Annotated in this window: 24 protein-coding genes; 13 read left to right on the forward strand and 11 right to left on the reverse strand. The window is 53.2% G+C overall.

The window, feature by feature from the left end; all coding sequences use genetic code 11:
* Positions 1 to 303 precede the first annotated feature (303 nt).
* The 6 genes from EG028_RS05635 to EG028_RS05660 all read left to right on the forward strand — a co-directional run bounded on the left by EG028_RS05635 (position 304) and on the right by EG028_RS05660 (position 4,017).
* A complete protein-coding gene (locus EG028_RS05635) occupies positions 304 to 2,037 on the forward strand; it encodes a M14 family metallopeptidase (RefSeq protein WP_120515194.1) in 1,734 nt (577 codons plus the stop codon).
* Positions 2,038 to 2,061: 24 nt separating this feature from the next.
* Complete coding sequence (locus EG028_RS05640; RefSeq protein ID WP_120515193.1) at positions 2,062 to 2,304, forward strand: hypothetical protein; 243 nt, start codon at positions 2,062 to 2,064, stop codon at positions 2,302 to 2,304.
* Complete coding sequence (locus EG028_RS05645) at positions 2,301 to 2,786, forward strand: hypothetical protein (RefSeq protein WP_120515192.1); 486 nt, start codon at positions 2,301 to 2,303, stop codon at positions 2,784 to 2,786. The genes EG028_RS05640 and EG028_RS05645 overlap by 4 nt, the downstream gene beginning before the upstream one ends.
* Before the next feature lie 12 nt (positions 2,787 to 2,798).
* Positions 2,799 to 3,263: a hypothetical protein gene (locus EG028_RS05650; protein ID WP_123864578.1), complete on the forward strand. Its 465-nt coding sequence runs from the start codon at positions 2,799 to 2,801 to the stop codon at positions 3,261 to 3,263.
* Positions 3,260 to 3,727 (forward strand): hypothetical protein, encoded by a 468-nt coding sequence (locus EG028_RS05655; protein WP_120515190.1) that lies wholly within the window; start codon positions 3,260 to 3,262, stop codon positions 3,725 to 3,727. Before EG028_RS05650 ends, EG028_RS05655 begins: the two co-directional genes overlap by 4 nt.
* A gap of 65 nt (positions 3,728 to 3,792) precedes the next feature.
* Entirely contained in the window at positions 3,793 to 4,017 is a 225-nt protein-coding gene (locus tag EG028_RS05660; RefSeq protein ID WP_206614378.1) for a helix-turn-helix domain-containing protein, read from the forward strand.
* 86 nt (positions 4,018 to 4,103) lie between these two features.
* Here EG028_RS05660 and EG028_RS05665 read toward each other — a convergent pair whose 3' ends face one another.
* From EG028_RS05665 to EG028_RS05710, 10 genes are all read right to left on the reverse strand, one after another.
* A complete protein-coding gene (locus EG028_RS05665; protein WP_162946266.1) occupies positions 4,104 to 5,123 on the reverse strand; it encodes a beta-ketoacyl synthase chain length factor in 1,020 nt (339 codons plus the stop codon).
* Positions 5,113 to 6,327, reverse strand: coding sequence for a beta-ketoacyl-[acyl-carrier-protein] synthase family protein (locus EG028_RS05670; RefSeq protein WP_120515188.1), 1,215 nt, complete (start codon positions 6,325 to 6,327; stop codon positions 5,113 to 5,115). Before EG028_RS05670 ends, EG028_RS05665 begins: the two co-directional genes overlap by 11 nt.
* An 18-nt stretch (positions 6,328 to 6,345) precedes the next feature.
* Positions 6,346 to 6,603, reverse strand: coding sequence for a phosphopantetheine-binding protein (locus EG028_RS05675; protein ID WP_120515656.1), 258 nt, complete (start codon positions 6,601 to 6,603; stop codon positions 6,346 to 6,348).
* 80 nt (positions 6,604 to 6,683) lie between these two features.
* Positions 6,684 to 7,979: an ABC transporter permease gene (locus tag EG028_RS05680; RefSeq protein WP_120515187.1), complete on the reverse strand. Its 1,296-nt coding sequence runs from the start codon at positions 7,977 to 7,979 to the stop codon at positions 6,684 to 6,686.
* Between the two features lie 9 nt (positions 7,980 to 7,988).
* Positions 7,989 to 8,735 carry an ABC transporter ATP-binding protein gene (locus tag EG028_RS05685; RefSeq protein ID WP_241559057.1) on the reverse strand — a complete coding sequence of 249 codons (747 nt, stop codon included), beginning with the start codon at positions 8,733 to 8,735 and terminating at the stop codon, positions 7,989 to 7,991.
* An 8-nt stretch (positions 8,736 to 8,743) separates the two neighbouring features.
* Positions 8,744 to 9,742, reverse strand: a complete 999-nt coding sequence (locus EG028_RS05690) for a BtrH N-terminal domain-containing protein (RefSeq protein WP_120515186.1) — start codon at positions 9,740 to 9,742, stop codon at positions 8,744 to 8,746.
* A gap of 9 nt (positions 9,743 to 9,751) precedes the next feature.
* Complete coding sequence (locus EG028_RS05695; RefSeq protein ID WP_120515185.1) at positions 9,752 to 10,174, reverse strand: hypothetical protein; 423 nt, start codon at positions 10,172 to 10,174, stop codon at positions 9,752 to 9,754.
* A gap of 103 nt (positions 10,175 to 10,277) precedes the next feature.
* Positions 10,278 to 11,414, reverse strand: coding sequence for a beta-ketoacyl-ACP synthase III (locus EG028_RS05700; protein WP_120515184.1), 1,137 nt, complete (start codon positions 11,412 to 11,414; stop codon positions 10,278 to 10,280).
* Positions 11,415 to 11,598: 184 nt separating this feature from the next.
* Positions 11,599 to 12,525, reverse strand: coding sequence for a dialkylrecorsinol condensing enzyme DarA (locus tag EG028_RS05705; protein ID WP_123864580.1), 927 nt, complete (start codon positions 12,523 to 12,525; stop codon positions 11,599 to 11,601).
* Positions 12,526 to 12,582: 57 nt separating this feature from the next.
* The gene (locus tag EG028_RS05710) at positions 12,583 to 13,299 is read right to left on the reverse strand and encodes a head GIN domain-containing protein (RefSeq protein WP_162946265.1); all 717 of its coding nucleotides are present in this window, start codon (positions 13,297 to 13,299) and stop codon (positions 12,583 to 12,585) included.
* A gap of 134 nt (positions 13,300 to 13,433) precedes the next feature.
* Between EG028_RS05710 and guaA the strand changes: the two genes are divergently transcribed.
* The 5 genes from guaA to EG028_RS05735 all read left to right on the forward strand — a co-directional run bounded on the left by guaA (position 13,434) and on the right by EG028_RS05735 (position 20,249).
* Entirely contained in the window at positions 13,434 to 14,972 is a 1,539-nt protein-coding gene (guaA, locus tag EG028_RS05715) for a glutamine-hydrolyzing GMP synthase (RefSeq protein WP_120515182.1), read from the forward strand.
* Positions 14,973 to 15,082: 110 nt separating this feature from the next.
* The gene (locus EG028_RS05720; RefSeq protein ID WP_120515181.1) at positions 15,083 to 16,411 is read left to right on the forward strand and encodes an ABC transporter substrate-binding protein; all 1,329 of its coding nucleotides are present in this window, start codon (positions 15,083 to 15,085) and stop codon (positions 16,409 to 16,411) included.
* Between the two features lie 121 nt (positions 16,412 to 16,532).
* A complete protein-coding gene (locus tag EG028_RS05725) occupies positions 16,533 to 17,534 on the forward strand; it encodes a ligase-associated DNA damage response exonuclease (RefSeq protein ID WP_120515180.1) in 1,002 nt (333 codons plus the stop codon).
* Between the two features lies 1 nt (position 17,535).
* Complete coding sequence (locus tag EG028_RS05730; RefSeq protein ID WP_120515179.1) at positions 17,536 to 19,134, forward strand: ATP-dependent DNA ligase; 1,599 nt, start codon at positions 17,536 to 17,538, stop codon at positions 19,132 to 19,134.
* Between the two features lie 299 nt (positions 19,135 to 19,433).
* Positions 19,434 to 20,249: a sulfite exporter TauE/SafE family protein gene (locus tag EG028_RS05735; RefSeq protein ID WP_120515178.1), complete on the forward strand. Its 816-nt coding sequence runs from the start codon at positions 19,434 to 19,436 to the stop codon at positions 20,247 to 20,249.
* Here EG028_RS05735 and EG028_RS05740 read toward each other — a convergent pair whose 3' ends face one another.
* Positions 20,250 to 21,572 carry an NCS2 family permease gene (locus EG028_RS05740; protein ID WP_120515177.1) on the reverse strand — a complete coding sequence of 441 codons (1,323 nt, stop codon included), beginning with the start codon at positions 21,570 to 21,572 and terminating at the stop codon, positions 20,250 to 20,252.
* A 46-nt stretch (positions 21,573 to 21,618) separates the two neighbouring features.
* Between EG028_RS05740 and EG028_RS05745 the strand changes: the two genes are divergently transcribed.
* On the forward strand, positions 21,619 to 24,057 hold the full coding sequence (locus tag EG028_RS05745) for a ligase-associated DNA damage response DEXH box helicase (protein ID WP_120515176.1): 2,439 nt from the start codon (positions 21,619 to 21,621) through the stop codon (positions 24,055 to 24,057).
* 30 nt (positions 24,058 to 24,087) lie between these two features.
* Positions 24,088 to 24,738, forward strand: coding sequence for a ligase-associated DNA damage response endonuclease PdeM (gene pdeM, locus EG028_RS05750; protein ID WP_162946263.1), 651 nt, complete (start codon positions 24,088 to 24,090; stop codon positions 24,736 to 24,738).
* Positions 24,739 to 25,311: the final 573 nt, after the last annotated feature.

The raw sequence follows: 25,311 nt of genomic DNA on the forward strand, positions 1-25,311 counted from the left end.
CAGTATTTTCTAACAACGAGTGTAAACCTATAACAGGACAAGACCGGGATTGTACGAAAAAAAGGCGACCTAGGTTAGAGGCCGGTTAGACGTAGGTTAGAGGCCGGTTAGACCGGGTTTTTACCTAGGTTAGACGTAGGTTAGAGGCCGGTTAGAAAATGATTTTTGCCAGGTTGCAGGAGGAACGGATGCCGATCCGGGCCCATATGTCGCCCCTTGCACCGGCAGCCCTAAATTCTTACATTTATCCCCTGAACCGCTTATTTCAGCCAAATATCATTGATTTACAACAATTTAAACCAAATGACGAGGACCCTCCAGGTTATCCTGCTCCTGCTTTGCGCCGTTTTTTCCCTTTCTGCCCAGGACCTTACCACCAAATACGAACGTACCGGCACCAAGGAGACCGTTACGTACCAGGAATGTATTGCTTACTGGAAAATGCTCACCAAACGTTTTCCGCAGCTTAAAATGACCGAAATCGGCATTACGGATGCCGGGTATCCCCTTCACCTCGTCATCCTCTCCCAGGACAAGGATTTTAACTTCGCCAGCCTCAAAAAGAAAGATAAACGCGTGATACTCATCAACAACGGCATCCACCCCGGCGAACCGGACGGTGTGGACGCCAGCATGATGCTCGCCCGCGACATCCTCCAGGGTAAAAAGAAACTCCCCGGCAATATCGTTCTCGCCATCATCCCCCTGTACAACATCGGCGGCTCCCTGAACCGGAGCGCTTTTTACCGGGTGGATCAAAACGGCCCGGACGAATTCGGCTCCCGCGGCAACGCCCAGAACCTGGACCTCAACCGCGATTTTATCAAAGCCGATTCCCGCAACGCCCGCGCCTTCCAGCAGATCTACCATCTTACGGACCCGGACGTGTTCGTGGACAACCACGTGAGCAACGGTGCTGACTACCAGCACATTATGACCCTGCTCACCACCCAGCACGGCAAAATGGGCGGCCCCATGGGCGATTTTATCCACGATACCTTCGAGCCGGGACTGTACCGCCTCATGAAAGAAAAAGGCTACGACCTTCTCCCCTACGTGAACCACTACGGCAACACGCCGGACAGCGGCTGGGTAGCCTATGTGGACGGCCCCCGTTATTCCAGCGGCTACACGACGCTGTTCCACACCTTCGGTTTCGTGCCGGAAACGCATATGCTGAAGCCTTACAAACAACGCGTGGAAGCCACTTATGCCCTCATGGAATGTTTTATCCGTTTTACCAGCGAAAACAGCGCAAAGATCCGGCAGCTGCGAGAGCAGACGAAAGCCACCGTCAAATCGCAGGACAAATTCCCGCTCGCCTGGAACCCGGATATGAACCAGCACGAGCTGTACACCTTTAAAGGATACACCGCCGGGTACAAACCCAGCGAAATATCCGGCCTGCCCCGTCTTTTTTACGACCGGTCCAAACCTTACGAAAAACAGATCAGGATCTTCAACACCTTCCTCCCCGCGGACTTCGTGACCAAACCCGAAGCCTACATCATCCCGCAGGGCTGGTGGGCCGTGATAGAACTGTTGCAGAACAACCGCGTGGCCATGCGCCGCTTCACACAGGATACCAGCATTACCGTGGAAGCCTACCGCATCGAAGATTATAAAACGCCGCAGCGCCCGTATGAAAAACATTACCTGCACAACGGCGTAAAAGTGAGCAGCAATAAACAAACCCTGAAGTTCCTCAAAGGCGATTATTACATCCCGATGAACCAGACGGCCAACCGTTACCTGGTGGAAACGCTGGAACCCACGGGCGGCGATTCCTTTTTTGCCTGGAATTTCTTTGACGCCATACTCGGCCAGAAAGAAGGGTATTCCACCTATGTGTTCGAAGATACGGCCGGGGACTACCTGAAGGAACATCCCGAACTGAAAAAAGAACTGGAACAGCAGCGCGCAAAAGACAGCGCCTTTGCCAAAAGCGCGTCCGCCCAGCTGAACTTTGTATACCGCAATTCCCCCTGGAACGAACCGGGGTTTATGCGTTACCCGGTGTACAGGGTGGTGAAGTGATGATAATTTTTATATCCTGTACCTATGATAACACTCCTGACTCTCGCACTGATCGTGTTTCACCTGGTTGTGATCACCCGCCTGCTCACGGTGGACGCCCGGGAGAAAAAACCCAACCGGCTGCATGAGCCCACCATGAAGCAGATAGTGGGTTTCTGCGCTTTGGTACTGGTCATTGGAGGTTCTATGGTGCTGGTACTTCCGGGTATACTGGTGGGGTACCTGGGGGATTGGGTGATGCGGAAGAATGGGAAAAATAAATCATGACGGAAACCTATACATATGAAGTCCCGAAGGAATTCCCGCCCGAAGCCATAGCACTGGTGGTCCTTTACGTGATAGTAGCACTACTGATCGTGCGGGTACTGCTCCGGCACAAGGAGACGAACCAGTCATTGTACGAAGAAGGCATGCTGAAAGCCCTCCGGAAACAAACCAATACGGTCACCAAAGTCCGGGAGCTGACGGTGTTGCTTTGCGTGGAATATAACCCGGAGAACTATGCCTATCTGAAAAAAAGATTAACTGATCCGGAAGAAACAGAAGAAGGAGAATATACTTTCACGGTGACGAAATCAGCCTACAATCTTTTCCTCTGCGAGTTTTTTGACCAGCACGGGCAATATTGCAGGGTGCTGGTATCCGAACATTATGAATCGAACTTCCGGCCGAAACTGCTGGACCTTTTCAGGTACGGGCCGCAGGTGCCGTTTTCTGTGAAGGTGGGGAGTGATCGGTCACTCAACTAATACTATGATTGCATGACAGATGTTCTTTATGAAATAAATGTATCCGCCGCCAATCACCGGAAAAGAAAACGCGCTGTACCAACGGCGTACTTCATTGGTTTTGCTTTACTGGCAGTTATCCCTCTCATGAGTGGCTCCTGGAAACTGGTACTACCGGCAGCACTGATCATCCTCTTGCATTACATATGGGACATACGGAAACAACGGTATTTTATTACTTCGCTTACCATAACCCCGCAGAAGATCAGGATACGTTACCTGGAAAAAGATGAGGAAAAATATATCGAAGAAGTGCCCCAACATATCGAGATCACAAGAGAATCGTGGTACGGCTACCGGACCGGCAGGAAATATAAACTGGTCATTTATCATAACGGGGAAAAGATCCAGCAATACCACAACCGGGACTGGACGGAATTGATGATTTTGAATGCGGAGCGGCATTTTAAGGAGTTACTTAACAATATACCTGCATGACAAATGCCACTTACGAAATAAAAGTTCCGCCGCGCAGAAGCTATAAGCATGTCAGGCAGGAAGTATGGCTGGTGACGTTTATTGTTGCCCTCATTCCCGTTGGGTTGCCACTGGTATTCGGCGCCTGGCAGGGTACCATCCTGATGGGAGCGATCGTTTTAGGCTTTGCATCTATGATTTTACAGTGGAGCCAATATTACATCACCCACCTCCGCATCACGGCAGAGCAAGTGGAGATCCGGTATCTAAAAAAAGGCGAAGAGAAATATATAACAGACCGTCCTGAATATTTCGAATTCAGTTATCAGACGTGGACAAATTCGAATGAGGGGATGATGTATAAGTTGAAAGTTCATTACAAAGGGAAACTGATATTACAGCAGTACCCGACCAGTGATTGGGCAGGGCAAAAAGTTGAAGAGACTGTGCAGTTTTTTAACTATCATTTTCCAGCAACAGGATAGATATGCCTGTATTAAATCGCAATTAAATAGTCGCCCTTTTGAGGAAACTTCCGTATCTTATTGATATGAAAAAGGCAAAAAATAATAATCTTACAGATCTTGATCAGTTTATTGAAAAAGAATATGGCAAACGCGGAACTAAAAAGCGTGAAGATTTCGAGGCAGGATATGAGGTTTTTAAACTTGGCTCAATATTGCACGAAGCAAGATTAGCTAAGGGCTTAACACAAGAAGAACTTGCAGCGAAAGTAGGGAAGAATAAATCCTTCCACTTTACAAAGAATAGTTGAAATAGGGTTAGGCGGCAGAGTTAAGGTTTCAATCAGCTTGTAATTACATCAGAATTTATTTCTCCATCAGCATGAACGTATACCACTTAAATCGCAGCTTTCCTCAACAGCATAAACGTATGCTGCTCCCCATAAAAATTGTTGTACAACAAAACAGTTTTCGCCGGCCCGATCTCCAGCTCCTTCACAGCCGCCCACAAACCGAAAGCCCCTGCGGTATCGTATTCCCCGCAATAAGGCTTGAAGTAAAATACGCGGGCATCGGAAAACTCCCCTTCCACCCCGTCATAAAAATGACCGTACTGCGTATCGCCGTTGCGGCCTGATACCAGCAAATCGATTTCCTCCGCCGCGATATCCTGTGAGGACAGGAACGCCTGAAGCGCCTGCTGCAGCTCTTCGCCAGATGGTTTGTACACCATCTTAATACCTTCCAGGCAAATGTCCGATGGTTTTGAAGAAAACAGGAAAAAGGTGGCGCCTTCTCCGGATATAGAACCCGTGGTATTGGAATCGAGCAGCTCCGCGGGTTGCGTCAGTTCGTTTTTCCAGTAGCCGATGCGGCTTTTGATATAAAAATGTTCATCCGTCATTTCATCGAAAGCGCCTGTGAGCACTTCGGTGGCATTGCCTTCCGCCAGCTGCATCATGCTGTCCAGCACGGCGTGCTCAAACGAAAAGCCGCGGTGCACGAAAGTATTGTTGTATTCCGTGCATTGCTGCTGCAGGGCGATGAGGCCATTCACGGAATTGTACGTCGATTGAATGAAGGGAGTGGGATTCAGCGCGGTTTCTGCGTAGTCGCGGATGTTGTGCAGGAACTTTTCAGTGTCCTGCAGGCTGCCGCGGCCTGTGCCGGTGATGATGGCGCCGGGTACACTAGTATTGCTATTACGAAGGCATTGTAAAGCAGCCACCAGTCCCATTTTGAGCACGCGGCTCATACGGCGCAGGCTGTTTGGCGGGATAAAACCGCTGTAGTCAGGCTCTTTCACGCGCATCATGCTTTTGCCCTCCAGCGTGAGCAGCTGCGGTGCAAAATGGCCTGCAAAACTCTCCTGCGGAGAGATGGCGGCACAACCCCTTATGTAACACTTAGCCTTCATATTTGCTGAACACCAGCGAGGCATTGTTCCCGCCAAAACCGAAGGAATTGGAGATCACGTTGCGCACGGGATACTCTTCCAGCAGTTTGGTTTCGGGTGTAATGCCCAGCTCTTCCATTTTTTCTGAGAAATTAAGATTGGGAAATATCATCTGCCGGTTGATAGCCAGCACGGAAAAGATCGCTTCGATAGCACCCGCGGCTGCCAGGGTATGGCCGGTGAAAGGTTTGGTGGAACTGAATTTCGGCACTTCCGTACCAAATAAACGCTCCAGCGCTTTGCCTTCGGACGCATCATTGTTGAGCGTAGCGGTGCCGTGCACATTGACGTACTGCACGTCGGCAATGGCCCTGCCGCTCATGGCCAGCGCTTTGCGCATAGCTTCAAAAGCGCCGTCTCCTTCCGGGGAAGGGGCGGTAGGGTGAAATGCCTCGTTGGTATTGCACCACCCGCTGAGCTCCGCCATTACCCTCGCTTTGCGCGCACGCACCAGCGATTCGCTTTCCAGTACCAGGTACGCTGCGCCTTCTCCGAGGTTGAGGCCGTTGCGCTGCTGGTCGAAAGGACGGCAGAATTGTTTGTCGATATTTTTGAGGGAATTAAATCCGTTGATGGTAAAACGCGTGAGCGCTTCCGTGCCGCCGCAAACGGCTCTTTGCACCAATCCCTGCTGAATAAGCCTGGCGCCGTACATCAGCGCGTTGGCGGAAGACGAGCAGGCGGTGCTGATGGTGGTCACGTACTCGCGGATGCCGGTTTCATCGGCAATGCGCTGGGTACAGTCCGCACAATCCAGCGTATCGATGTATTTAAGGAAGGTGCCTTCTTTCTCCGGGTCCAGTATATCGAAATAAACTTTTTCCGTATCGCACATGCCGCCTACGGTGGAGGCATTGATAAATGCAGCAGGCAATTCGCGGGGATCGCTGATGCCGGCGGACATCAGCGCCTCCTGCATGGCAGCGAGGCCCAGTAAAGTGGTGCGGGTAAATTCAGGAGAGCCGGGTTTACCGGCCCGTTCCGCCAGTTCTTCCGTACTCAGCTTCACCTCTCCTACCGGCAATACTTCCCGGTGGATGGTTTCAATATACCGGGTATGGCCCAGCCCGCTTTGTTGCGCACGCAGGCTTCGGAAGTTTTCCTCCACATTGTTGCCAATGGCGGAGATCATACCCATGCCGGTTATAAACACACGTTCAGCCATCCCGTTCTTTACAGCTAATTAAGCTACTTGTTTGCTCGTGATGAATTCGGCCATGGTCTGAACACTCTGAAGTATCTTGCGGCCTTCACGCGGATCTTCCACTTTGATCTGGTAGTTTCTTTCCAGCAGCACCATCAGCTCGAGTGAATCGATGCTGTCCAGGCCCAGACCTTCGCCAAACAGCGGGGCATTGTCGTCAATATCCTCCGGTTTGGTGTCCTGAAGGTTAAGGGCTTCGATGATCTGCTGTTTCAGTTTCAATTTTAACGCTTCCATAATTGTTGTAGGTTTTACGCCCAAGGCGCATTCCAGGGGAGTAAAAATAACTGTTTTAAGGTTGTTTAGAAAATGTTTTCCTATCCGATCCTGCGCTGCTCCACGATGGCGGCAATTGCCAGCATAATGGCGCCGCATCCCAGCAGCCTCGCAATGTCCGGCAGTATGTACCCGACATTACCGTTGCGCAGGTAAATATCATTGATGGCGTCCAGTCCCCAGCTGAGCGGGGACAGTCGACCTATCTTTTGCATCGTGTCCGGCATGATCTCCAGCGGTATCCATATGCCGCCGATGGCGCTCAGGATCACGATGGAAATGGCGCCGAAGTTAAGCGCCTGGTTCGGCGTTTTGAACAATGTGCCTATCAGGATGCCGTAGGCGGTGGCTGTAACGCCAATGCTGGCGGCCGTAAGCAATCCCGCCGCATGGTCCCCCCCCAGCTGCAGCCGCGGCAGGCCCAGCATCGGCAGGATGTAAATGCCCACGAGCATCATCAGGTAAAACTGCACCACGCATATGCCGACAAAAAACAGCAGTTTTCCCGAAAGGATGGAACCGTAATTGCCGGGAATGAGTTTCATGCGCACCAGGCTGCCGTCTTCCCGCTCACGGATCATGTTGCCCGCAATGGGAATAACGATAAAAAACATTGCGAAGATGCTCCAGGCCGGTACGTTGTGCTGTACGGAATTGGAGATCACGTCTATCTGTTTTCCCGCTCCCACGCCGGTTTCCTTCAGCCCCACAGCTTTCAGTTTGATGGCGGGGAAGGTATCCTGTGCGGCGGCGCTGTCTTTGCTTTTGAGCTGCATCTGGATCCGTTCCAGCAGCAGGTCCGTCTGCACCTGTGTCAGGAAATTATCCAATGCCTGCTGGATGGCGCTTTTGAATGCTTTTTTGGACGCGGGGTCGAAGTACAGCTGCACGGCCAGCGAGTCCGCCACAACGGCCTTTACGGGCAGTTGCGAGGCCAGGCCCATGCGTTTGGAAATGTCGTTCACGATCTTGTTCGCATTGCTGACGATCTCCGCCGTAGCGCCTTTCGGGATGGTGATGCTTATTTTGTACGCGCCTTCCGCGATGAGGCTTTGGGCTTTTTCTTCCGTGAGCGGCTGCTGCCCGAAGGAATCTATCACGTTGAACTGGCCGCTGGCGCCCAGCCCTTCGCGGATATAACGGCCCAGGCGGCCCTGGTCGTTGTCCACGGTGAGTATATCGAATTTTACTTCCTGGTAATCCTTAAAAGGCGCGTCCTGTATGAGGGCCATTACCGTGATGAGCACCAGCGGCATGGCAAACAGCAGCGTCAGCCCGGCTTTATCGCGCCTCAGCAGTAACCATTCCTTTCGTATCGTTGCAATGAGCCTTAACATGCTTTCTTTTTAATCCCTCACGGCGTGGCCGGTATAATGGAGGAATACATCTTCCAGGTTGCGGCAGTCATCCAGCCCATTGATCAGGTCCGCCGGGCTGCCCTGTACCACCAGTTTTCCTTCGTCCATGATCGCCACATCTTCACAGATCTGCTGCGCTTCTTCCAGCAGGTGCGAGGTATACAGCACGCTGTTGCCTTTTGCATTGTATTCGCGCAGGAACTGCAGGATCATACTGCGGCTTTGCACATCCACACCGGCGGTGGGCTCGTCCAGCACCAGCAGCTCCGGCTCGTGCAGGATGGCGGCGATAATGTTCGTTCTTCTTTTCATGCCCCCGGAAAACCGCCCAACTTCTTTATTGGCGGCCTTTTCAAGCCCGAATGCTTCCAGGTGGCCCATCACTTTATCTTTGAGGGCTTTGCCCTTAAAGCCGTACAGGTTGCCGAAATACACGAGGTTCTCCAACGCCGTGAGCTGCGGGAACAGTGCGATCTGCTGCGGCACGATGCCTACTACACGTTTGATCTGCTCCCTGCGCCCGGCTTCCTGCGGAATATCGAATATCCGCACCTTGCCCGCATCCTGTTTCACCAGCCCGCAGAGAATGGAGATGGTCGTGGTTTTGCCCGCGCCGTTAGGCCCCAGCAATCCCGCGATCTTACCTTCCGGGAATGAAAACGACAGCCCCCGCAGGCTGGGCGTAAGCGCGCCTGCGTAAGTTTTGTGGAGATCATTCACGGCAATGCTGTTCATATCCCTGCTTAGATTTTTACTTTGGATAAACGGCGGAACACTTTTTCTTCTTCATCGGCGATGTGCAGCAGCATATTGCCGAGGTCGCCGTAGGACATATTGTCCGCCGCGCGCGCCTTACATACCCTGCCGGCGGAGAATGCGAAGTTTCGCCAGAGGTCGCCCACAGCGGTCAGTTCTTTCCCGATCGCCTTCAGCTCTTCATTTTTCAGCAGCAAGCCCGCTTCCTGTAAAAAGGCGGCGTACATAAAACGGAATCCCGCGCCGCCGGTGCCGATCTCTTCCTGCATACGGATGATATTCCCGAGGTAAAGCCCCGCGCGGCGGTCACCCACTTTGGCGGGGTAATCCTTTACTCTTTTGGCGAGGAAACGGATACCTTTCACGCCGAACATCGGCATGGGGATCTTCAGCATATAATAACAGGCCTGTTTGATACCGGCCCTGATCGGTCCCCTGAAATCCACTTGTTTGGGCACGCTTACCGGGTAGTACATTTTCCCTTTGGGTTCGGGAAAACCTTTGGCAAAACGCGCCTGCACGAGATTTTCGTGATCGATGGTGGTCACGGTGTCCATGATGGGGTCGCTCACCAGGTAATCGCCGTTTTCTTTGCCGTACACCACGAGGTTGTGCGCATTGAAGTGAAAACGATACGATGCCGGGAAGTATGGTAAGTAGTACACACTGCTTTGCATGCCCACGGGAATGCCTTTGGCGATCACTTCGTCCAGCGCCTGCATGGCTTTGTCGGGACTGCCGAACTTGTGCGATTCCATCTTTACGCCCAGGCGTTTGCACACGCGGGAGAAGATGGCGCCCGGCCAGATGCGGTAGGTAGTTCCCGGCACTCCGTTCACTTTCACAAAAGGAAGGTGGCCGAAAAAGATGCCCGCGCCGATGCCGAATGCCATCGGCTCGCTGATCTCAAGGCCATAGTGGCGGAACATGTTGGAAATAACGCCGCTTTCGCAATGGGCGGTTTGTGTGTGACTGAATTGTGTCATTGTTTTTATTTATTGGGGCCGCTGGAATGGCAGCAATTCTCCCTTTTGCAGCGTTTCCGGGGATATCCCGAAGATGTCCGCATAACGCGCTATCATAGTGGTGCTGAGGTTTTTGAATACACCCGGCTGCATATGCCTTTTTACCTGCCAGCCCCATTTACCGGCTTTACTGGCCAGCAGCGGAAGGTCCAGCAGGGTCCTTTCCATATAATACGCGATGGGGCTTACGGTACCGGCCTCAACTTTGGCGCGGGTTTCAGCTACTCTTTTTTCCACTTCTTCCCAGGCCTGGTCCAGCGCTACGTTCTCCGGTTCCCAGCCTACGCTGGAAGCGGTCGTGTAGTCGCCGGAGTTATCCACTGCATAGAACAACTGTTTGAATGTACCGTGATGCAGGTTGTCTCCATCCTGCGGAACTTCATCTTTTTTCATGTTTTGCAGTTTTGAAAGGAACGGGTCCCTATTATTGAAATGCAGCAGGAACCGGCATTGAACGGCCTCTGCTGCATGGAAATAATGTGTATGTGACAGGCGTTTACACCACCGTGACCTGTGCGTAAGCGTAGGTGAACCTTGCGCTTTCCGGCACCATCATCACGATCGTGTCCCCTTTCTTCAGGAGGTCCTGGTTCAGCAGTTCTTCCAGCATAAAGTAAGGGGAAGCGGTACCTACGTTGCCCACGCGGGTGAGGTTCGTAAACCATTTCTCCTGCGGGATGTATACGCCCAGCCTTTTGATCTCCTCATCTATCTTAAAACGGAAATATTCGGAAGACAGGTGAGGCAGGAAGTAGGTGATCTTATCCAGGTCGATATTGTGTTTCTCCACCATGTCTTTCCACATCTGCGCGCCGGAGGGCACGATGTTTTTGCCCAGCAGGCGGGTGTCCTGTTTGAAGGAGAACACACTGTTTGCGCCCCATTCTTCGGGCGTCATGTCCGGCCAGCCTTTGGTGCTGCCATCCGCGTTTTTAACCGCGCCGGCGTACATGCAGGTCTCCAGGTCGTTTGCATAAGAAGCGATCTCTACCCAGTCAACGCGGAGGCTGAGGCCTTCTTCGTTCGGCTTGTCCTGGAACAGCGCGGCGCTGGCCCCGTCGGACAGCATCCAGCGGAGGAAGTCTTTTTCGAAAGCGATGATGGGATTTTCCGCGAGGGATTTCAGGTTTTCGGTTTCGGGCTCAAACTTGCGGGAGAGCATCCACGCGGAGAACTTTTCGGAACCGGTGCTTACAGCGTTTGCGGTGTTGCCGCATTTTACGGACATGTAAGCGTATTTAAATGCCTGCATACCTGCCGCACAGGCGCCGGTGGCGGCTATGAGCTCCACGGGCTGGCATTTCAGGATGCCATGCACCATGGCGGCATGGTTGGGCAATAACTGGTCGGGGGATGTGGTGCCACAGGCGAGCAGCTCCATTTTGTTGATGGGGAACTTCTCGTCGAACAGGCTTTCTACGGCTACGGCCGTCATTTCAGCATTGGTGTGCGTGCTTTTTCCTTCTTTGTCCAGTGCGTAATATCGGGTCTTGATCTTATTGTTACCCAGGATCATAGTTCTGGCCCTGGATGGCTTGCCGTCCACCATTCCGAGGATGCTTTCCATTTCATCATTCCCTACCGGCTCGTTCGGCAAAAACTTGGAGAGCCTCGTAATATATACTTCTTTCATTATTCAGTTATAGTTTATCCTTTATTGGGTTGATGCAACACTTATGTTTTTCAAAAAGTTTAAGCGGCCGTAAATATAGAATTTTGCATGGATAATCAAATGACATAGACGGGCAGATAGCGTTAAAATAACGTCGTGCTGTCGATATTCATTCCCGTAACAAATCTACGCAGATTCAGGCTCATCATCCTTCACGGAGTTGTATTCCTTTATAATAAGTAACGTCTCTGTTCAGTTGTTTCCGGCCCAGCAGCAGCTTCAGCCAGGAAGCTACGAGCGTGAACGGTGTCAGCACCGGTATGGCCAGCAGCAGTATGGTCCGGTACATGCTCACGCGGCCCTGCCTGATGCTTTCCCCGGGGCCGCCTTTTTCGCTGATATAGCTGGCCCAGAAGCGGAAAGGCTTTACCCCTCTCATTTCCAGCACGATCAGCCCCGGATTTATTTCAACGCTGTCCAGCGCCAGTAATTGTGTATGCAGACCGTCATATTCCTTCTTCTCCACCGCCTGGAGGATCGGCTCGCCGAACTTCACGGATTCCTTGATCTCCTTTTCCTGTACCCCGGCCGGCGGGAAGACAAAAAATGCGTCTTTTTTCCCTTTGGTGGCCCAGCGCAGGATGGTGATGAGCGATACGAGGTTCGGATGTTTGTCCACCAGCGCAATATGCCCCACCAGGTTTGCCCCGGCCTGCTGGAGATACCGTTTTACCTTTTCCTGTGCATTGATCCACATGTTGCGGCAGCCCAGCAGGGTCACTACCGGCTTGCCTTTCAGCAGTTTTTTGCCTTCTTCGCTCTGAAGAAAAGCCGCTATAGGCTGGGAAGGGCTCAGGAACCAGGGCTGGTAAGCCAGCAGCACCATGTCGAATTCCGCTGAGGGGTCCACCTTCAGCGGCATGATGTGGCGCGGCCTTGCCAGAACGGTTTCGGGCATGGCGTCAAAAAACTCCTGCTTGGACCAGGGGAATGGGAACGGCTGAACCGGCACCAGCTCCTCGAACGTAATCTCTGCTTTTCCTTTCAAGGGCCCGGTCACATGATCAATTATCCTCCTCAGCTGGCCCGTTTGTGTGTAATACACCACTAATATCTTCGGTAGTTGACTCATATTCAGGTATCGGATACTCCAATAAAAACTGTAAACATACGAAAGATTCCGAATTTGTTAATCCCTCTTCTTTACGCTGCCGGAGCCGATCTTGCTCACTGTCAGGCTCGGTTCTCCTTTATAATATATGTCTCCGCTGCCAATCGTATTGGCTTTCAATGCACGGCTTGCATGGAGCTCTACGTTCCCGCTCCCGGCGATATTCACTTCGGCGGTTTCCGCCAGCAAAGCACTCGCGTCGCAATTGCCGCTGCCAGCCAGGCTGATGTCCACATCACGGGTTTCGCCCTTCAGCTCGATATTGCCGCTGCCGGCAAGGTCTATACTGATCTCCGGCGCATTAAACACCCCTTTCAGGTCCCCGCTGCCGGACAGGCCGATGTGCACGGGGGCGGGTGAGTTATAGATGCCCGTCAGCTCCACGTTGCCGGAGCCGGAAAGCTCCACGCCTTCCAGCACCTGGGCGGAAATAAACACTTTCACGTCCCTGTGGGTGCGGATGTTCGTATTCCTTCTATAGCGGATCTCCAGCTTGTCGCCGTCTTCCACCAGCTCAATCATCGGCAGGATATTGTCCTCGCCTTCCAGGGTAACGGTGGTGCTGCCGCCCTGGGTCACATACACATCCATGGAGCCGGACACTTCCAGTTGCCTGAAAGGCCTTACTTCACGGGTTTCTTTGGTCACATTGCCGCTCCCGCTCACGCCATCGCAGGCTGCCAGGAAGGGGACAAATAACATAAGCGATAAGAGATATTTTAATTGCGTTTTCATATTTAGGTCAATTTGGGTACGGTTCTGGGGCGGAAAATACAAAGAATTCCGCAAACCAAAGTCCATCGCTATTTTGCGTGATATCTGCCGAAAGCAAAAACCAAAGTCCGAAATTCCTTTATCTTTGCACCACCATGACAGAAAAGATATTGATCCTCGATTTCGGTTCCCAGTATACCCAGTTGATTGCGCGCTGCATAAGGGAACTGAACGTTTATTGTGAAATACAGCCATGTACCAAACCCATCCAATGGGAAGACAGTATTAAAGGAATTATCCTCTCCGGTTCTCCTTTTTCCGTGAACGATCCCCAGGCTCCCATAGTGGACATCAAAGCCATGGGCGACAAAGTACCCGTGCTCGGCGTATGCTATGGCGCCCAGCTGATGGCCAAGGTATTTGGCGGCGAAGTGGCCAAAAGCGCCCACCGCGAGTACGGCCGTGCATTTATGGAGCACAGCGACAAGGAAGAGCCCCTCTTTTTCGACATTTCTCTTAAAAGCCAGGTGTGGATGAGCCATGCGGACACAATTACCCGTCTGCCCGAATCCTTCATCCCCATCGCGCACACCGAAAATATCCCGGTGGCGGCCTTCAAAAGCCATACCCTGGCTAAGAACCCGCTGCTTGCCATCCAGTTCCACGCGGAAGTAACGCACTCCCTCGAAGGCAAACAAATCCTCCGCAACTTCCTCGTACACATCTGCGGCATCCGGCAGGAATGGACGCCCGCTGCGTTTGTGCAGGAAACCGTTACCCGCATCAAAGAACAGGTGGGTGACAAAAAAGTGGTGATGGCTCTCAGCGGCGGCGTGGATTCCACGGTAGCGGCGGAACTCATCCACAAAGCCATCGGCCCCAACCTGTATTGTGTGTTTGTGGACAACGGCCTGCTGCGGAAAGACGAGTTCGAAACCGTGCTGGACTCCTATAAACACATGGGTCTCAACGTAAAAGGCGTAAATGCCAAAGACCTTTTTTACGGCCAGCTGAACGGCATAAAGGACCCTGAAGAAAAACGCAAGATCATCGGCCGCCTCTTTATCGAGGTATTCCAGCAGGAATCCGCCGAACTGAAAGATATCGCCTTCCTGGGCCAGGGCACCATTTACCCGGACGTGATCGAATCCGTATCGGTAAACGGCCCCTCCGCCACCATCAAAAGCCACCACAATGTGGGCGGCCTGCCTGAAAAGATGAAGATGGGACTCGTGGAGCCCCTCCGTTTCCTCTTCAAAGACGAGGTGCGCCGCGTAGGCAAGGAGATCGGCATCAGCGACATCTTCCTGGCCCGCCACCCCTTCCCCGGCCCGGGCCTGGCTATCCGCATCCTCGGCGAGATCACCCCCGATAAGGTGGCCATGCTCCAGGACGCAGACGCCATCTGGATCGAAAACCTGAAAGAATCAGGCCTGTACAACCAGGTATGGCAGGCAGGCACCATCCTGCTGCCCGTACAGAGCGTGGGCGTAATGGGAGACGAAAGGACCTACGAGTTCACCGTCGCCCTCCGCGCGGTAACTTCCACGGACGGTATGACGGCAGACTGGGCCCACCTCCCCTACGAGTTCCTCGCAAAAGTTTCCAACGACATTATTAATAAAGTAAAGGGTATCAACCGCGTGGTGTACGACATCAGCTCCAAACCGCCGGCTACCATTGAGTGGGAATAATATAATATTGGTATAAAACAGTGATTACGAACTACGGATGAGTTATTTTTTTCATCCGTAGTTCGTTTTTTCTTTTTCCTGTGGAATGATTTTTGCAATTTTGGCACCATATGAACCGATCGAGAACATTTAGCAGTCTTGCCCTGACCATATCCGTCATGTTGATGATGCAAGCCTGTAGCATTTTCCGGCCCGCAGCCACGAAAACGGACGGTCCTCCCCCTGAGCTGAGCAAGCCCAAACCTGTTGACAAACAACCGGAAACAAAGCAGCCCGAAGCTAACAAAGCCGCCCCTTTTAACGTACCGGCCTTTGCGAAGGAAGTGAAACGCGCCAACTATACTGTGGCCGTTTTTGCCCCGCTTTACCTGGATTCCGTATTCGCCACCTCCGCAGACATTCCCGGCAGGACCATGCCGCGCTATGTAATGCCCGGCCTGGAATTTTACGAAGGCGTACAGCTGGCGCTGGATTCCCTCCAAAGCCATGGCATGCAGCTCACCGTCCAGGTGTTTGACAACAAAGCCAAAAACAACGATGTGGCCGCCCTCCTGCGCAACCGCCAGCTTGACAATACAGACCTGATCATCGGCGCCGTAGGCACTCCCGAGTTCAAACTCCTCAGCGACTTCGCCAGACAAAAAGAGATCAATTTCGTATCCGCCACCTATCCGAACGATGGCGGCGTGACCGGCAACCCTTTCCTGTTCATTACCAACAGCACCCTCCGCAGCCACGTGGAAGCCATGCATGAATACGCGCAGAAAGGATTCGCCAATAAAAATATCGTGATCCTCCGCAGGAACACAAACTTCGAAGCGGGCATCGCGGGCAATATCAAAACGGCCTGGGATAAGATGACCTACGACAAAAAAGCCCGCGTCCGCGAGCTGGTATGGAGCGACGCCACCACCGAAGGCGAGCTGAGCCAGCTGCTGCTCACGGACCGCCCGAACCTTATCATCATCACCGCGCTGGACGAAGTGGGCGCCAAAAGCATCCTCCGGAAGCTGGCCTCCCAGAAAGCCACCTACCCGATGCAGGTGTTCGGCATGCCCACCTGGGACATCATGAAGTTCAAAGAACCCGAGTTCGCCGGCATCACGATGTATTATTCCTCCCCGTATTACAACGACAAAACGGACATTTACAGCAAATACGTAACGGACCAGTTCAGGAAAGTATACAAAGCCCGCCCCTCCGATATGGCGTTCAAAGGTTTTGAGCTGACCTGGTACTTTGTGAACCTGCTCAGCCAGGACGGCTTGTATTTCAACAAAGACGTGAACAAACCCAACAACCGTGTGTTCACCACCTTCAATTTCCAGCCGGTATACCTGAAGGAAGGCGAGGAAATGCCCGATTATTTCGAAAACAAAAATATTTATATCATCCAGAAGGGCGACAGCGCGGACTTCAAGATGAATACCGCATTATAGGCTGCGTATACAGCCGAAATAAAAAGGGGATAGCCGGGTTACGGCTATCCCCTTTTTTAATGATTACCCGGAAAGCCCGTCATTGCGGAGATACTCATTTTTAGTTTAAATTCGGTGATCCATGCAACCCGTACTCACCTTTACAGACAGCGGCATTTACTGCCCGGCCGGGGATTTTTACATCGATCCCTGGAAGCCGGTGGACCGTGCGGTGATCACCCACGCTCATTCCGATCATGCCCGCTGGGGAAATAAAAAATATCTCTGCACCAAAGATTCCGTTCCCTTATTGCAGCTCCGCCTGGGCCAGGACATTGCCGTAGAAGGCGCTGGCTGGGGCGAAACGGTGCAGATCAACGGGGCCGCCGTATCCTTCCATCCGGCAGGGCACATGATAGGCTCCGCGCAGGTAAAAGTGACGGTGGGCGGGCAGACCTGGGTGGCCAGCGGGGATTATAAAACAGAGAATGACGGCATCTCCGGCCAGTTTGAGCCCATCCGTTGCCACGTCTTCATCACCGAAAGCACCTTTGGCCTGCCGATCTATCACTGGCGGCCGCAGTCTGCATTGTTCAAAGACATGGAAGACTGGATGAAAGAAAACGACAACGCCGGAAAAAACAGCATCCTGCTGGGATACAGCCTGGGCAAGGCACAGCGGCTGCTGTATAATCTGCAGCATACGGGAAGGCATTTTTTAGTGCACGGCGCCATTTACAACGCGCATGAAGTACTGTTAAAAGCCGGCTGGAACCTGCCGCCGGTAGAGCTTATCACCCCGGACACGCCCAAAGAACGATTTAAGAACAGCCTGGTCATAGCACCGCCTTCCACGGCGGACAGCACCTGGATGCGGAAGCTGGCCCCTTACTCCCTCGGTGTATGCAGCGGCTGGATGCAGGTGCGCGGCAATTCCCGCAGGATGAATGCCGACGCGGGTTTTGCGATTTCCGATCATGCGGACTGGCAGGGATTGTTAAGCACCATCAAGGAGACGGGCGCGGAAAAAGTATTTGTCACACATGGCTTCAGCAGCGTACTGGCACGTTACCTGCAGGAACACAACATACAGGCCGAAGAAATAAAAACAGCCTTCGGCACGGAAGAAGAAACAACGGCATAACATGCACCACTTCTCGCAACTCATATCCACACTGGCCGGCAGCACCAAAACCAACGAAAAGCTGGAGGCGCTGAGCAATTATTTTGCTTCGGCGGATGAGCGGGATAAACCCTGGGTGCTGGCACTTTTCTCCGGCCGCAGGCCCAAGCGTGTAGTGAATTCCACCCAGCTGCGCCAATGGTGTATGGAAGCCACCGCCTTGCCGGAATGGCTCTTTTCCGAATGTTATCATACCGTGGGCGATCTCGCGGAAACCATCGCGTTGCTGCTGCCGCCACCCGAAACAAAAGCGGCCGCACAGCCGCTGCATTACTGGCTGGAGGCATTGCTCACGCTTGAAAAAGCACCGGAAACAGAAAAGGCGGCTTTCATCCGCAATGCCTGGGACCAGATGCAGCCCAATGAACGTTTTGTTTTTAATAAACTGATCACCGGCGGCTTCCGCATCGGCGTGTCGCAGAGCACGATCGTGAATGCTTTATCGCGAACGTACCAGCTGGAGCCGGCCGTCGTCTCCCACATGATCAGCGGCAACTGGGACCCGCAGCAGATCACGCTGCCGCAGCTGCTCAGCGATGCCGCCAGTAATCCGGACGATTCAAAACCTTACCCGTTCTTCCTGGCCTATGCGCTGGAAAATAAACCCGAAGAGCTGGGCCAGCCGGAAGAATGGCAGGCGGAATGGAAGTGGGACGGCATCCGCGGGCAGATCATCCGGCGGAACGGGCAGCTGTTCATCTGGTCCCGCGGGGAAGAACTGATCACGGAAAAATTCCCCGAACTTACTGCGCTCCTGCCTTTCCTGCCGGACGGCGTGGCCATCGATGGTGAAATACTCGCCTATGACCAGCAGCAACAGCGCCCGTTGCCTTTCCAGGCCTTGCAGACGCGCATCGGCCGGAAAAACGTCACCAAAAAACAATTACAGGAAGCGCCGGTGGCATTCCTCAGCTACGACCTGCTGGAATGGAACGGGGAAGACATACGCCTGCGCCCGCTACAAGAGCGCCGCCAGCTGCTGGAAGACCTGGTACAAAAAGTACAGCAGCCCGCCCTGAGAATATCGCCGCCCATCACTTACGCCAGCTGGGAAGAACTCGCCGCCATCCGCGAACGCTCCCGCGATAATGCCAGCGAAGGTATCATGCTGAAAAAGATCAGTTCTGTCTACCAGACAGGCCGCCGCCGTGGCGACTGGTGGAAATGGAAAATAGATCCCTTCACCGTGGATGCCGTGATGGTGTACGCCCAGAAAGGCCATGGCCGCCGCTCCAATCTTTATACGGATTATACCTTTGCCGTGCGCAACGGCGATCAGCTGGTGCCCTTTGCCAAGGCCTATTCCGGCCTTACGGACAAAGAAATAGCCGAGGTGGACAATTGGGTGAAACGGAATGCCGTGGAGAAATTCGGGCCGGTACGCACTGTAAAGCCGGAACTTGTTTTTGAAATAGCATTCGAAGGTATCGCCGCTTCCAACCGCCACAAATCAGGCATCGCGCTGCGTTTCCCGCGCATACACCGCTGGCGGCAGGATAAGCCGGTGGAAGAGATCAATACGCTGGATGATCTGAAAGAATTATTGCGGCAGCAGGGTTAAGCAGCAGGACATCTTTCCTTTTCAGGTCTTCATTTACTTCCCATTCCCCGCTTTTCCTATTCCCCCTTTAGTCTACAGAATTTGTGTCGGGAAACTCTCCTACCTTTACTTTCGCCGGAACGCAACCGGCCACCAAAACATCCTTTGTGCCATTAGAAAAACACAAGAGGAAAGAACCAATCATAAGCAAACCAACATTAAAAAAACGCAATTGTACCAGCCATTGCTATGATAAAGGCTTCCTGCTGTGCCGCATACCGGATGCATCCTATTACACGTGAAAATTGTTGCAAGAAAACATGGAACTGCATGCCTTATTGTTGTTAGTCGGACTCGGATTTCTCATCGGTACCTTCGGTACATTGATCGGGGCGGGCGGAGGATTTATTCTTATGCCGCTGCTGCTGCTCATTTACCCTGATATGCCGCCGGATGTGCTCACCAGTATTTCACTGGCGGTAGTATGCCTGAATGCTACTTCCGGCTCTATCGCTTATGCCCGTAAAAAACGCATCGACTACAAATCCGCCTGGGCATTTGCACTCGCTACCCTGCCGGGCGCGGTGTTTGGCGCCATGGCCACTTCCTATATCTCAAGGCACACTTTTAACATCATCCTGGGCGTGCTGCTGATCGTGATCGCCGTGTTCCTCATCCTGAAGCCCAAACAGGGCGGCTATGCGGGCAGGAACAATAAAGGAAAATGCGTGGAAAGGGATATCATCGAAAAAAACGGGGAAGAACACCATTATAAGTTCAATATCTGGTACGGCATTGGCATCAGTTTCCTGGTGGGTTTCGTTAGCAGCCTGCTGGGTATCGGCGGCGGTATTATCCACGTGCCCGCGCTGATCAGCCTGCTCAATTTCCCGATCCATATCGCTACGGCCACTTCGCATTTTATACTTGCTATCATGTCCCTCGCCGGCACCATTGTGCATATGATACAGGGCAGCTTCTGGGAAGGCTGGCAAACGGCGGTGGCCATCGGCACGGGAGTGATACTCGGCGCCCAGCTGGGTGCGGGGCTTTCCAGCCGGGTAAAACCCAAAGGGATCATTCTTGCGCTGGCCGGGGCATTGCTGCTGGTGGGCGTAAGATTATTATTCACCTGATCATTGCAGTAAAAAACTCAGTACAAACAATACCGCCAGCACATACATCACCGGGCTGATCTCTTTGTACCGGCCGGTGAACACTTTCAGCAATACATAACTCAGCATGCCGAATACAATTCCTTCCGCAATGCTGTAAGTATATGGCATCATCACGATGGCCAGGAATGCGGGTATGGCTTCCGTCACATCTTCGAAATTTATTTTCACCACCGCGCCCATCATCAGCATCCCTACGATGATCAATGCCGGTGCGGTAGCCGCGGCAGGTATCATGGCAAACAGCGGTGCGAAGAACAATGCCAGCAGGAACATCCCCGCCACGGTCACCGCCGTAAGCCCCGTTCTCCCCCCGGAAGCGATACCGCTCGCGCTTTCCACATAAGCCGTCACCACGCTGGTGCCCAGCAACGCTCCGGCGGTAGTGCCCACCGCATCGGCAAAAAGCGCCTGTTTCGCCCGTGGGATGCGGCCCTGCGCATCCAGCAGCCCGGCCTTGTTACAAAGCCCGATCAATGTTCCTACCGTATCAAAAAGGTTCACCATCAGCAGGGTGAACAGGATCACGACCATATCCAGCGTAAACACTTTACTGAATTCCAGCTTAAACGCGATCGGCGAGATATCCGGCGGCAGGCTCACCAGCGAACCACCGGCAGGCCAGTGTGTGATGCCCAGCGGAATACCCGCCAGCGTAGCGATCAGGATGCCCAGCAGCAGCGCCGCGTTGATCTTCCGGTACATCAGCACGGCGCTCACGATCAGGCCGATCAGCGCGATCAGGGGCCCGGCGCTGGTGATGTTCCCGATCCTGAGGATCACCCCGTCCAGCCGGCCCTCACCCACATGCCGCATACCCGTTTCGATGATCCCCGCGTTCGCCATGCCTATCAGCGCTATCAGCAGCCCGATGCCCACGGAAATAGCATGTTTCAGGTTCTCCGGGATACTGTTGATGATCGCTTCGCGGATGTGAAACAACGACAGGAAAATAAAAATGATCCCCTCCAGGAAAACGGCCGTGAGCGCAAACTGCCAGCTGTAGCCCATGCCCAGCACAATAGTGTAGGCAAAAAAGGCATTCAGCCCCATGCCCGGCGCCAGCCCGATGGGCAGCCTGGCGTAAAACCCCATCACCAGCGTACCGATGGCGGCAGCCAGTGCCGTGGCTGTGATCAGGGCGTTAAAATCCATGCCCGTTTTGGACAGGATCATCGGATTTACCGCCAGGATGTAAGCCATGGTGGAAAAGGTGGTAAGCCCCGCCAGCAGTTCTTTCCTGACAGTCGTACCGTTCTCGTGTAAACGAAAGAAATCGCGCATACGGCAAAGGTAGTCCTTGCCCGAATTTTTCCTAATTTCATGCAAGATGAAAAACACACCCGGCTGGCAAGCGATAGAACAGTGGCTGGCGGCGAAGGACCTGAAGCCGTTCGCCTTCCAGGAAGAAGCATGGGACCACTACCTCCACGGCCGTTCGGGCCTGGTAAACGCCCCTACGGGCTTTGGCAAAACATTTTCTTTATTTCTCGGCACGGTCATCCGCTGGATCAATGAAAACCCGGATTACCGCCATCAAACCACCAACGGCCTGCAGCTGTTGTGGGTCACCCCGTTGCGTGCGCTGGCCAAAGACATCGGCCGCGCCATGGAAGAAGCCCTGCATGAACTGAAGGTACCCTGGAAAGTAGGCATCCGCAGTGGCGATACCGCTAACAGCGTGCGGGAGCAGCAGAAAAAACAGATGCCGGAAGTGCTCATCATCACCCCGGAATCCATTCACATCCTGATGGCGCAGAAAGAATACGCCAAACGTTTTGCCACACTGCACACCGTGGTGGTGGACGAATGGCATGAACTGCTGGGCAGCAAACGTGGCGTGATGGTGGAGCTTGGCCTCAGCCGCCTGCGCGGGCTCAGGCCCGGCCTGCAGGTATGGGGCATATCCGCCACCATCGGCAACCTGGGCGAAGCGCTGGAAGTGCTCATGGGCAAACCATCCCCCGCCCAGGTGATCGTAAAAGCGGAAGTCAAAAAAGCCATCGAAGTACATTGCATACTGCCGGACGAGATCGAAAAGTACCCATGGGCCGGGCATATGGGCCTGAAGCTCCTGCACAAGGTGCTGCCCGTGATCATGGAAAGCAATACCACCCTGCTGTTCACCAACACCCGCGGCCAGTCTGAAATATGGTACCACCAGATACTGAAAGAATGCCCCGAACTGGCGGGCGCCATGGCGCTCCATCACGGCTCCATCGACGCGGAGCTGCGCATCTGGGTGGAAGAAGCCCTGCATACCGGCACGCTCAAACTGGTGGTGTGCACCTCCAGCCTGGACCTGGGCGTGGATTTCAGGCCGGTGGATACGGTGATACAGGTGGGCAGCCCGAAAGGCGTAGCCCGGTTCCTGCAACGCGCGGGCCGGAGCGGCCACCGCCCGGATGCCGTCAGCAATATCTGGTTCCTGCCCACGCATTCCCTGGAACTGGTGGAAGCTGCCGCGCTGAAAGACGCGATGAAACAAAACCTTATCGAAAGCCGGATGCCCGTTGTGCTGGCGTATGACGTACTACTGCAATACCTGATGACCCTCGGCGTGTCCGACGGGTTTAAGGCCAGCGAAATATGGGCGGAAGTATCCGGCACCTTCTGTTACCGCGATATGACCACGGAAGAATGGCAATGGATACTCTCATTCCTCACCACCGGCGGCGATGCCCTCCAGAGCTACGACGAATTTCACAAGCTCCATCTCGTAGGTGACATGTACCATTGCGTAAGCCGCCAGCAAGCCATGCGCCACCGTCTTCACATCGGCACCATCGTGAGCGACGCCATGCTGAAAGTGCGGTATATGACCGGCGGGTTCATTGGCCTGATAGAAGAATATTTTATCTCCCGCCTCTCTCCCGGCGACAGTTTCCGCCTCAGCGGGCAGAACCTGGAATTTGTGATGATCAAAGACATGACGGTGCTGGTGCGCAAAAGCAAATCCAAAAAAAGTATTGTGCCCAGCTGGAACGGTGGCAGAATGCCGCTTTCCGCGAACCTCGGCATGATGCTCCGCCGCAAGTTCCACGAAGCGATGGCCGGTACCGCCAAGGAAGAAGAGGTCGTGATCCTTCAGCCGCTTTTTGACCTGCAACAGCTGCTCTCCCACATCCCGCGGGAAGACGAACTGCTGATGGAGCAGATCGAAACAAAAGACGGTTACCATCTTTTTGTATATCCTTTCGAAGGCAGGCTGGTACACGAAGTAATGGCCATGCTTCTTGCCTGGCGCATCAGCCGGCAGCATCCGATCACCTTTTCCATCGCGATGAACGATTACGGTTTCGAGCTTTTATCAGACCAGCCGATACCCGTGGACGATACCAATGCGCAGGAATTGTTTTCTCTTGACAACCTGAACATCGACCTGCAAAGCAGCGTGAACGCGACGGAGATGGCCCGCCGCAAGTTCCGCGACATTGCCGTGATCGCGGGCCTAGTGTTCCAGGGGTTCCCCGGGCAGCATAAGGCGAACCGGCATTTGCAATCATCCGCAAGCCTGCTGTTCAAAGTATTTGAAGATTACGACGCGCAAAATATATTGATACGGCAATCGTTTAATGAGGCGTTCTTTTACCAGATGGAAGAGGCCCGTCTCCGCGAAACGCTGGCGCGTATCAGCAACGACCGGATCGTGATCACCTTCCCGCAGCGGCTCACGCCGTTCTGTTTCCCGATCAAAGTGGACAGCCTGCGGGAAGAACTGACCAGTGAAAAGCTGGAGGACCGTATCAAAAAGATGATCCTCTGGTAATCAATTTTAATTTTTAATGGCATAACATACTTGGAAGACGTTTTATATCCATTCAGGGGTCAGCATTGGCGCCTGTCCGCCGGGAGATCGGCGTATTGGGAGGAGGAGCGGGCGCTGGTGATAGCGGACCTGCATGTGGGCAAAAGCGCGCATTTCCGCAAGGCGGGCATCGCTGTGCCGGCGAATATCGTGCAGGATGACCTGTACCGTTTACAACAGCTGATCACGCGATACAACCCGGTGCGGGTGATCGTGGTGGGCGATATGTTTCACAGTGAGGCGAATAACGAAGTACAGTATTTCAAAATATGGCGGCGCCAGTTCCCCAACATTCTTTTTGAGCTGATCTCCGGCAATCATGACATCATGGCGCCCGAAGTGTATGAGCAATTGGAGATCATTGTACGCCCTTATTTGCAGCTCGGCGATATCTACTTCGTCCACGACCAGAAAGACCAGCCTAAGCCTTTAAATGGCCGTTACGTACTGTCGGGGCATATTCATCCCGGGGTATGGATGGTGGGGTTTGGCCGGCAGAAATTGCGGCTGCCTTGTTTTTATTTCGGGGGTGAAGGAGCGGTTCTGCCCGCATTTAGTGCTTTTACGGGGATGTATTCCGTGGAGCCGGAGGCGTCTTCAACTGTTTTTGTGATTGCGGAGAAGAAGATATTCAGGGTATAGTCTCTATCTGCTGATGTTATTTTCACATGCTTCTCCTTGTGTTCTCCTATACCTCTCCTATACGTATCCTATACGTATCGTTCACTCAGGTTATCTGTTAAATTTCTATCAGCCCTGCGGTAGATTTTTTTTCTGGTATACAATTTTTCTTTCAGGGTATATACCTGGGGGAGTATATATTTAAGTTTTGCAGGAACAGACCGGTAACGAAGTTCTTTGATAACACTAAAGGACATGGCATTGCGGCTGATCGAAGGAAGCGGTAATCCGCATGCAAGAACTGCACGCGCCCTTTGCCAGGATCTGGCAGTCTGGCGCAAAACCCGTCATTGCGAGGAGCAGCAGCGCTAAAGTGGGTGGGGCGACGAAGCAATCTCCTGCATCGAATGGATGTACGCCAATATCTGGAGATTGCTTCGTCGCGGCTCCTGCACAGATCCCCCGCCGCTCCTCCTTTAGTTCAAAATAGTTCTTTGAAAAAGATTGCTACTACTATTACTACTATAAGCATTTAAGGAGGGGGGCCCGGGGGAGTGCGGATACTGTGAAAAAGATGTGCATTTTTGTGGAAAG

It is taken from the genome of Chitinophaga barathri (genome assembly GCF_003807585.1).
Lineage (GTDB): Bacteria > Bacteroidota > Bacteroidia > Chitinophagales > Chitinophagaceae > Chitinophaga > Chitinophaga barathri.

Coding starts and splice junctions, on each gene's coding strand:
- EG028_RS05735 (WP_120515178.1), top strand. CDS start 19,434: ATGGAACTGCATGCCTTATTGTTGTTAGTCGGACTCGGATTTCTCATC.
- EG028_RS05660 (WP_206614378.1), top strand. CDS start 3,793: ATGAAAAAGGCAAAAAATAATAATCTTACAGATCTTGATCAGTTTATT.
- EG028_RS05640 (WP_120515193.1), top strand. CDS start 2,062: ATGATAACACTCCTGACTCTCGCACTGATCGTGTTTCACCTGGTTGTG.
- EG028_RS05665 (WP_162946266.1), bottom strand. CDS start 5,123: ATGAAGGCTAAGTGTTACATAAGGGGTTGTGCCGCCATCTCTCCGCAG.
- EG028_RS05705 (WP_123864580.1), bottom strand. CDS start 12,525: ATGAGTCAACTACCGAAGATATTAGTGGTGTATTACACACAAACGGGC.
- EG028_RS05710 (WP_162946265.1), bottom strand. CDS start 13,299: ATGAAAACGCAATTAAAATATCTCTTATCGCTTATGTTATTTGTCCCC.
- EG028_RS05675 (WP_120515656.1), bottom strand. CDS start 6,603: ATGGAAGCGTTAAAATTGAAACTGAAACAGCAGATCATCGAAGCCCTT.
- EG028_RS05655 (WP_120515190.1), top strand. CDS start 3,260: ATGACAAATGCCACTTACGAAATAAAAGTTCCGCCGCGCAGAAGCTAT.
- EG028_RS05725 (WP_120515180.1), top strand. CDS start 16,533: ATGCAACCCGTACTCACCTTTACAGACAGCGGCATTTACTGCCCGGCC.
- EG028_RS05685 (WP_241559057.1), bottom strand. CDS start 8,735: ATGAACAGCATTGCCGTGAATGATCTCCACAAAACTTACGCAGGCGCG.
- EG028_RS05635 (WP_120515194.1), top strand. CDS start 304: ATGACGAGGACCCTCCAGGTTATCCTGCTCCTGCTTTGCGCCGTTTTT.
- EG028_RS05745 (WP_120515176.1), top strand. CDS start 21,619: ATGAAAAACACACCCGGCTGGCAAGCGATAGAACAGTGGCTGGCGGCG.
- EG028_RS05700 (WP_120515184.1), bottom strand. CDS start 11,414: ATGAAAGAAGTATATATTACGAGGCTCTCCAAGTTTTTGCCGAACGAG.
- EG028_RS05680 (WP_120515187.1), bottom strand. CDS start 7,979: ATGTTAAGGCTCATTGCAACGATACGAAAGGAATGGTTACTGCTGAGG.
- EG028_RS05690 (WP_120515186.1), bottom strand. CDS start 9,742: ATGACACAATTCAGTCACACACAAACCGCCCATTGCGAAAGCGGCGTT.
- EG028_RS05740 (WP_120515177.1), bottom strand. CDS start 21,572: ATGCGCGATTTCTTTCGTTTACACGAGAACGGTACGACTGTCAGGAAA.
- EG028_RS05650 (WP_123864578.1), top strand. CDS start 2,799: ATGACAGATGTTCTTTATGAAATAAATGTATCCGCCGCCAATCACCGG.
- EG028_RS05670 (WP_120515188.1), bottom strand. CDS start 6,327: ATGGCTGAACGTGTGTTTATAACCGGCATGGGTATGATCTCCGCCATT.
- EG028_RS05695 (WP_120515185.1), bottom strand. CDS start 10,174: ATGAAAAAAGATGAAGTTCCGCAGGATGGAGACAACCTGCATCACGGT.
- EG028_RS05720 (WP_120515181.1), top strand. CDS start 15,083: ATGAACCGATCGAGAACATTTAGCAGTCTTGCCCTGACCATATCCGTC.
- EG028_RS05645 (WP_120515192.1), top strand. CDS start 2,301: ATGACGGAAACCTATACATATGAAGTCCCGAAGGAATTCCCGCCCGAA.
- EG028_RS05730 (WP_120515179.1), top strand. CDS start 17,536: ATGCACCACTTCTCGCAACTCATATCCACACTGGCCGGCAGCACCAAA.
- guaA (WP_120515182.1), top strand. CDS start 13,434: ATGACAGAAAAGATATTGATCCTCGATTTCGGTTCCCAGTATACCCAG.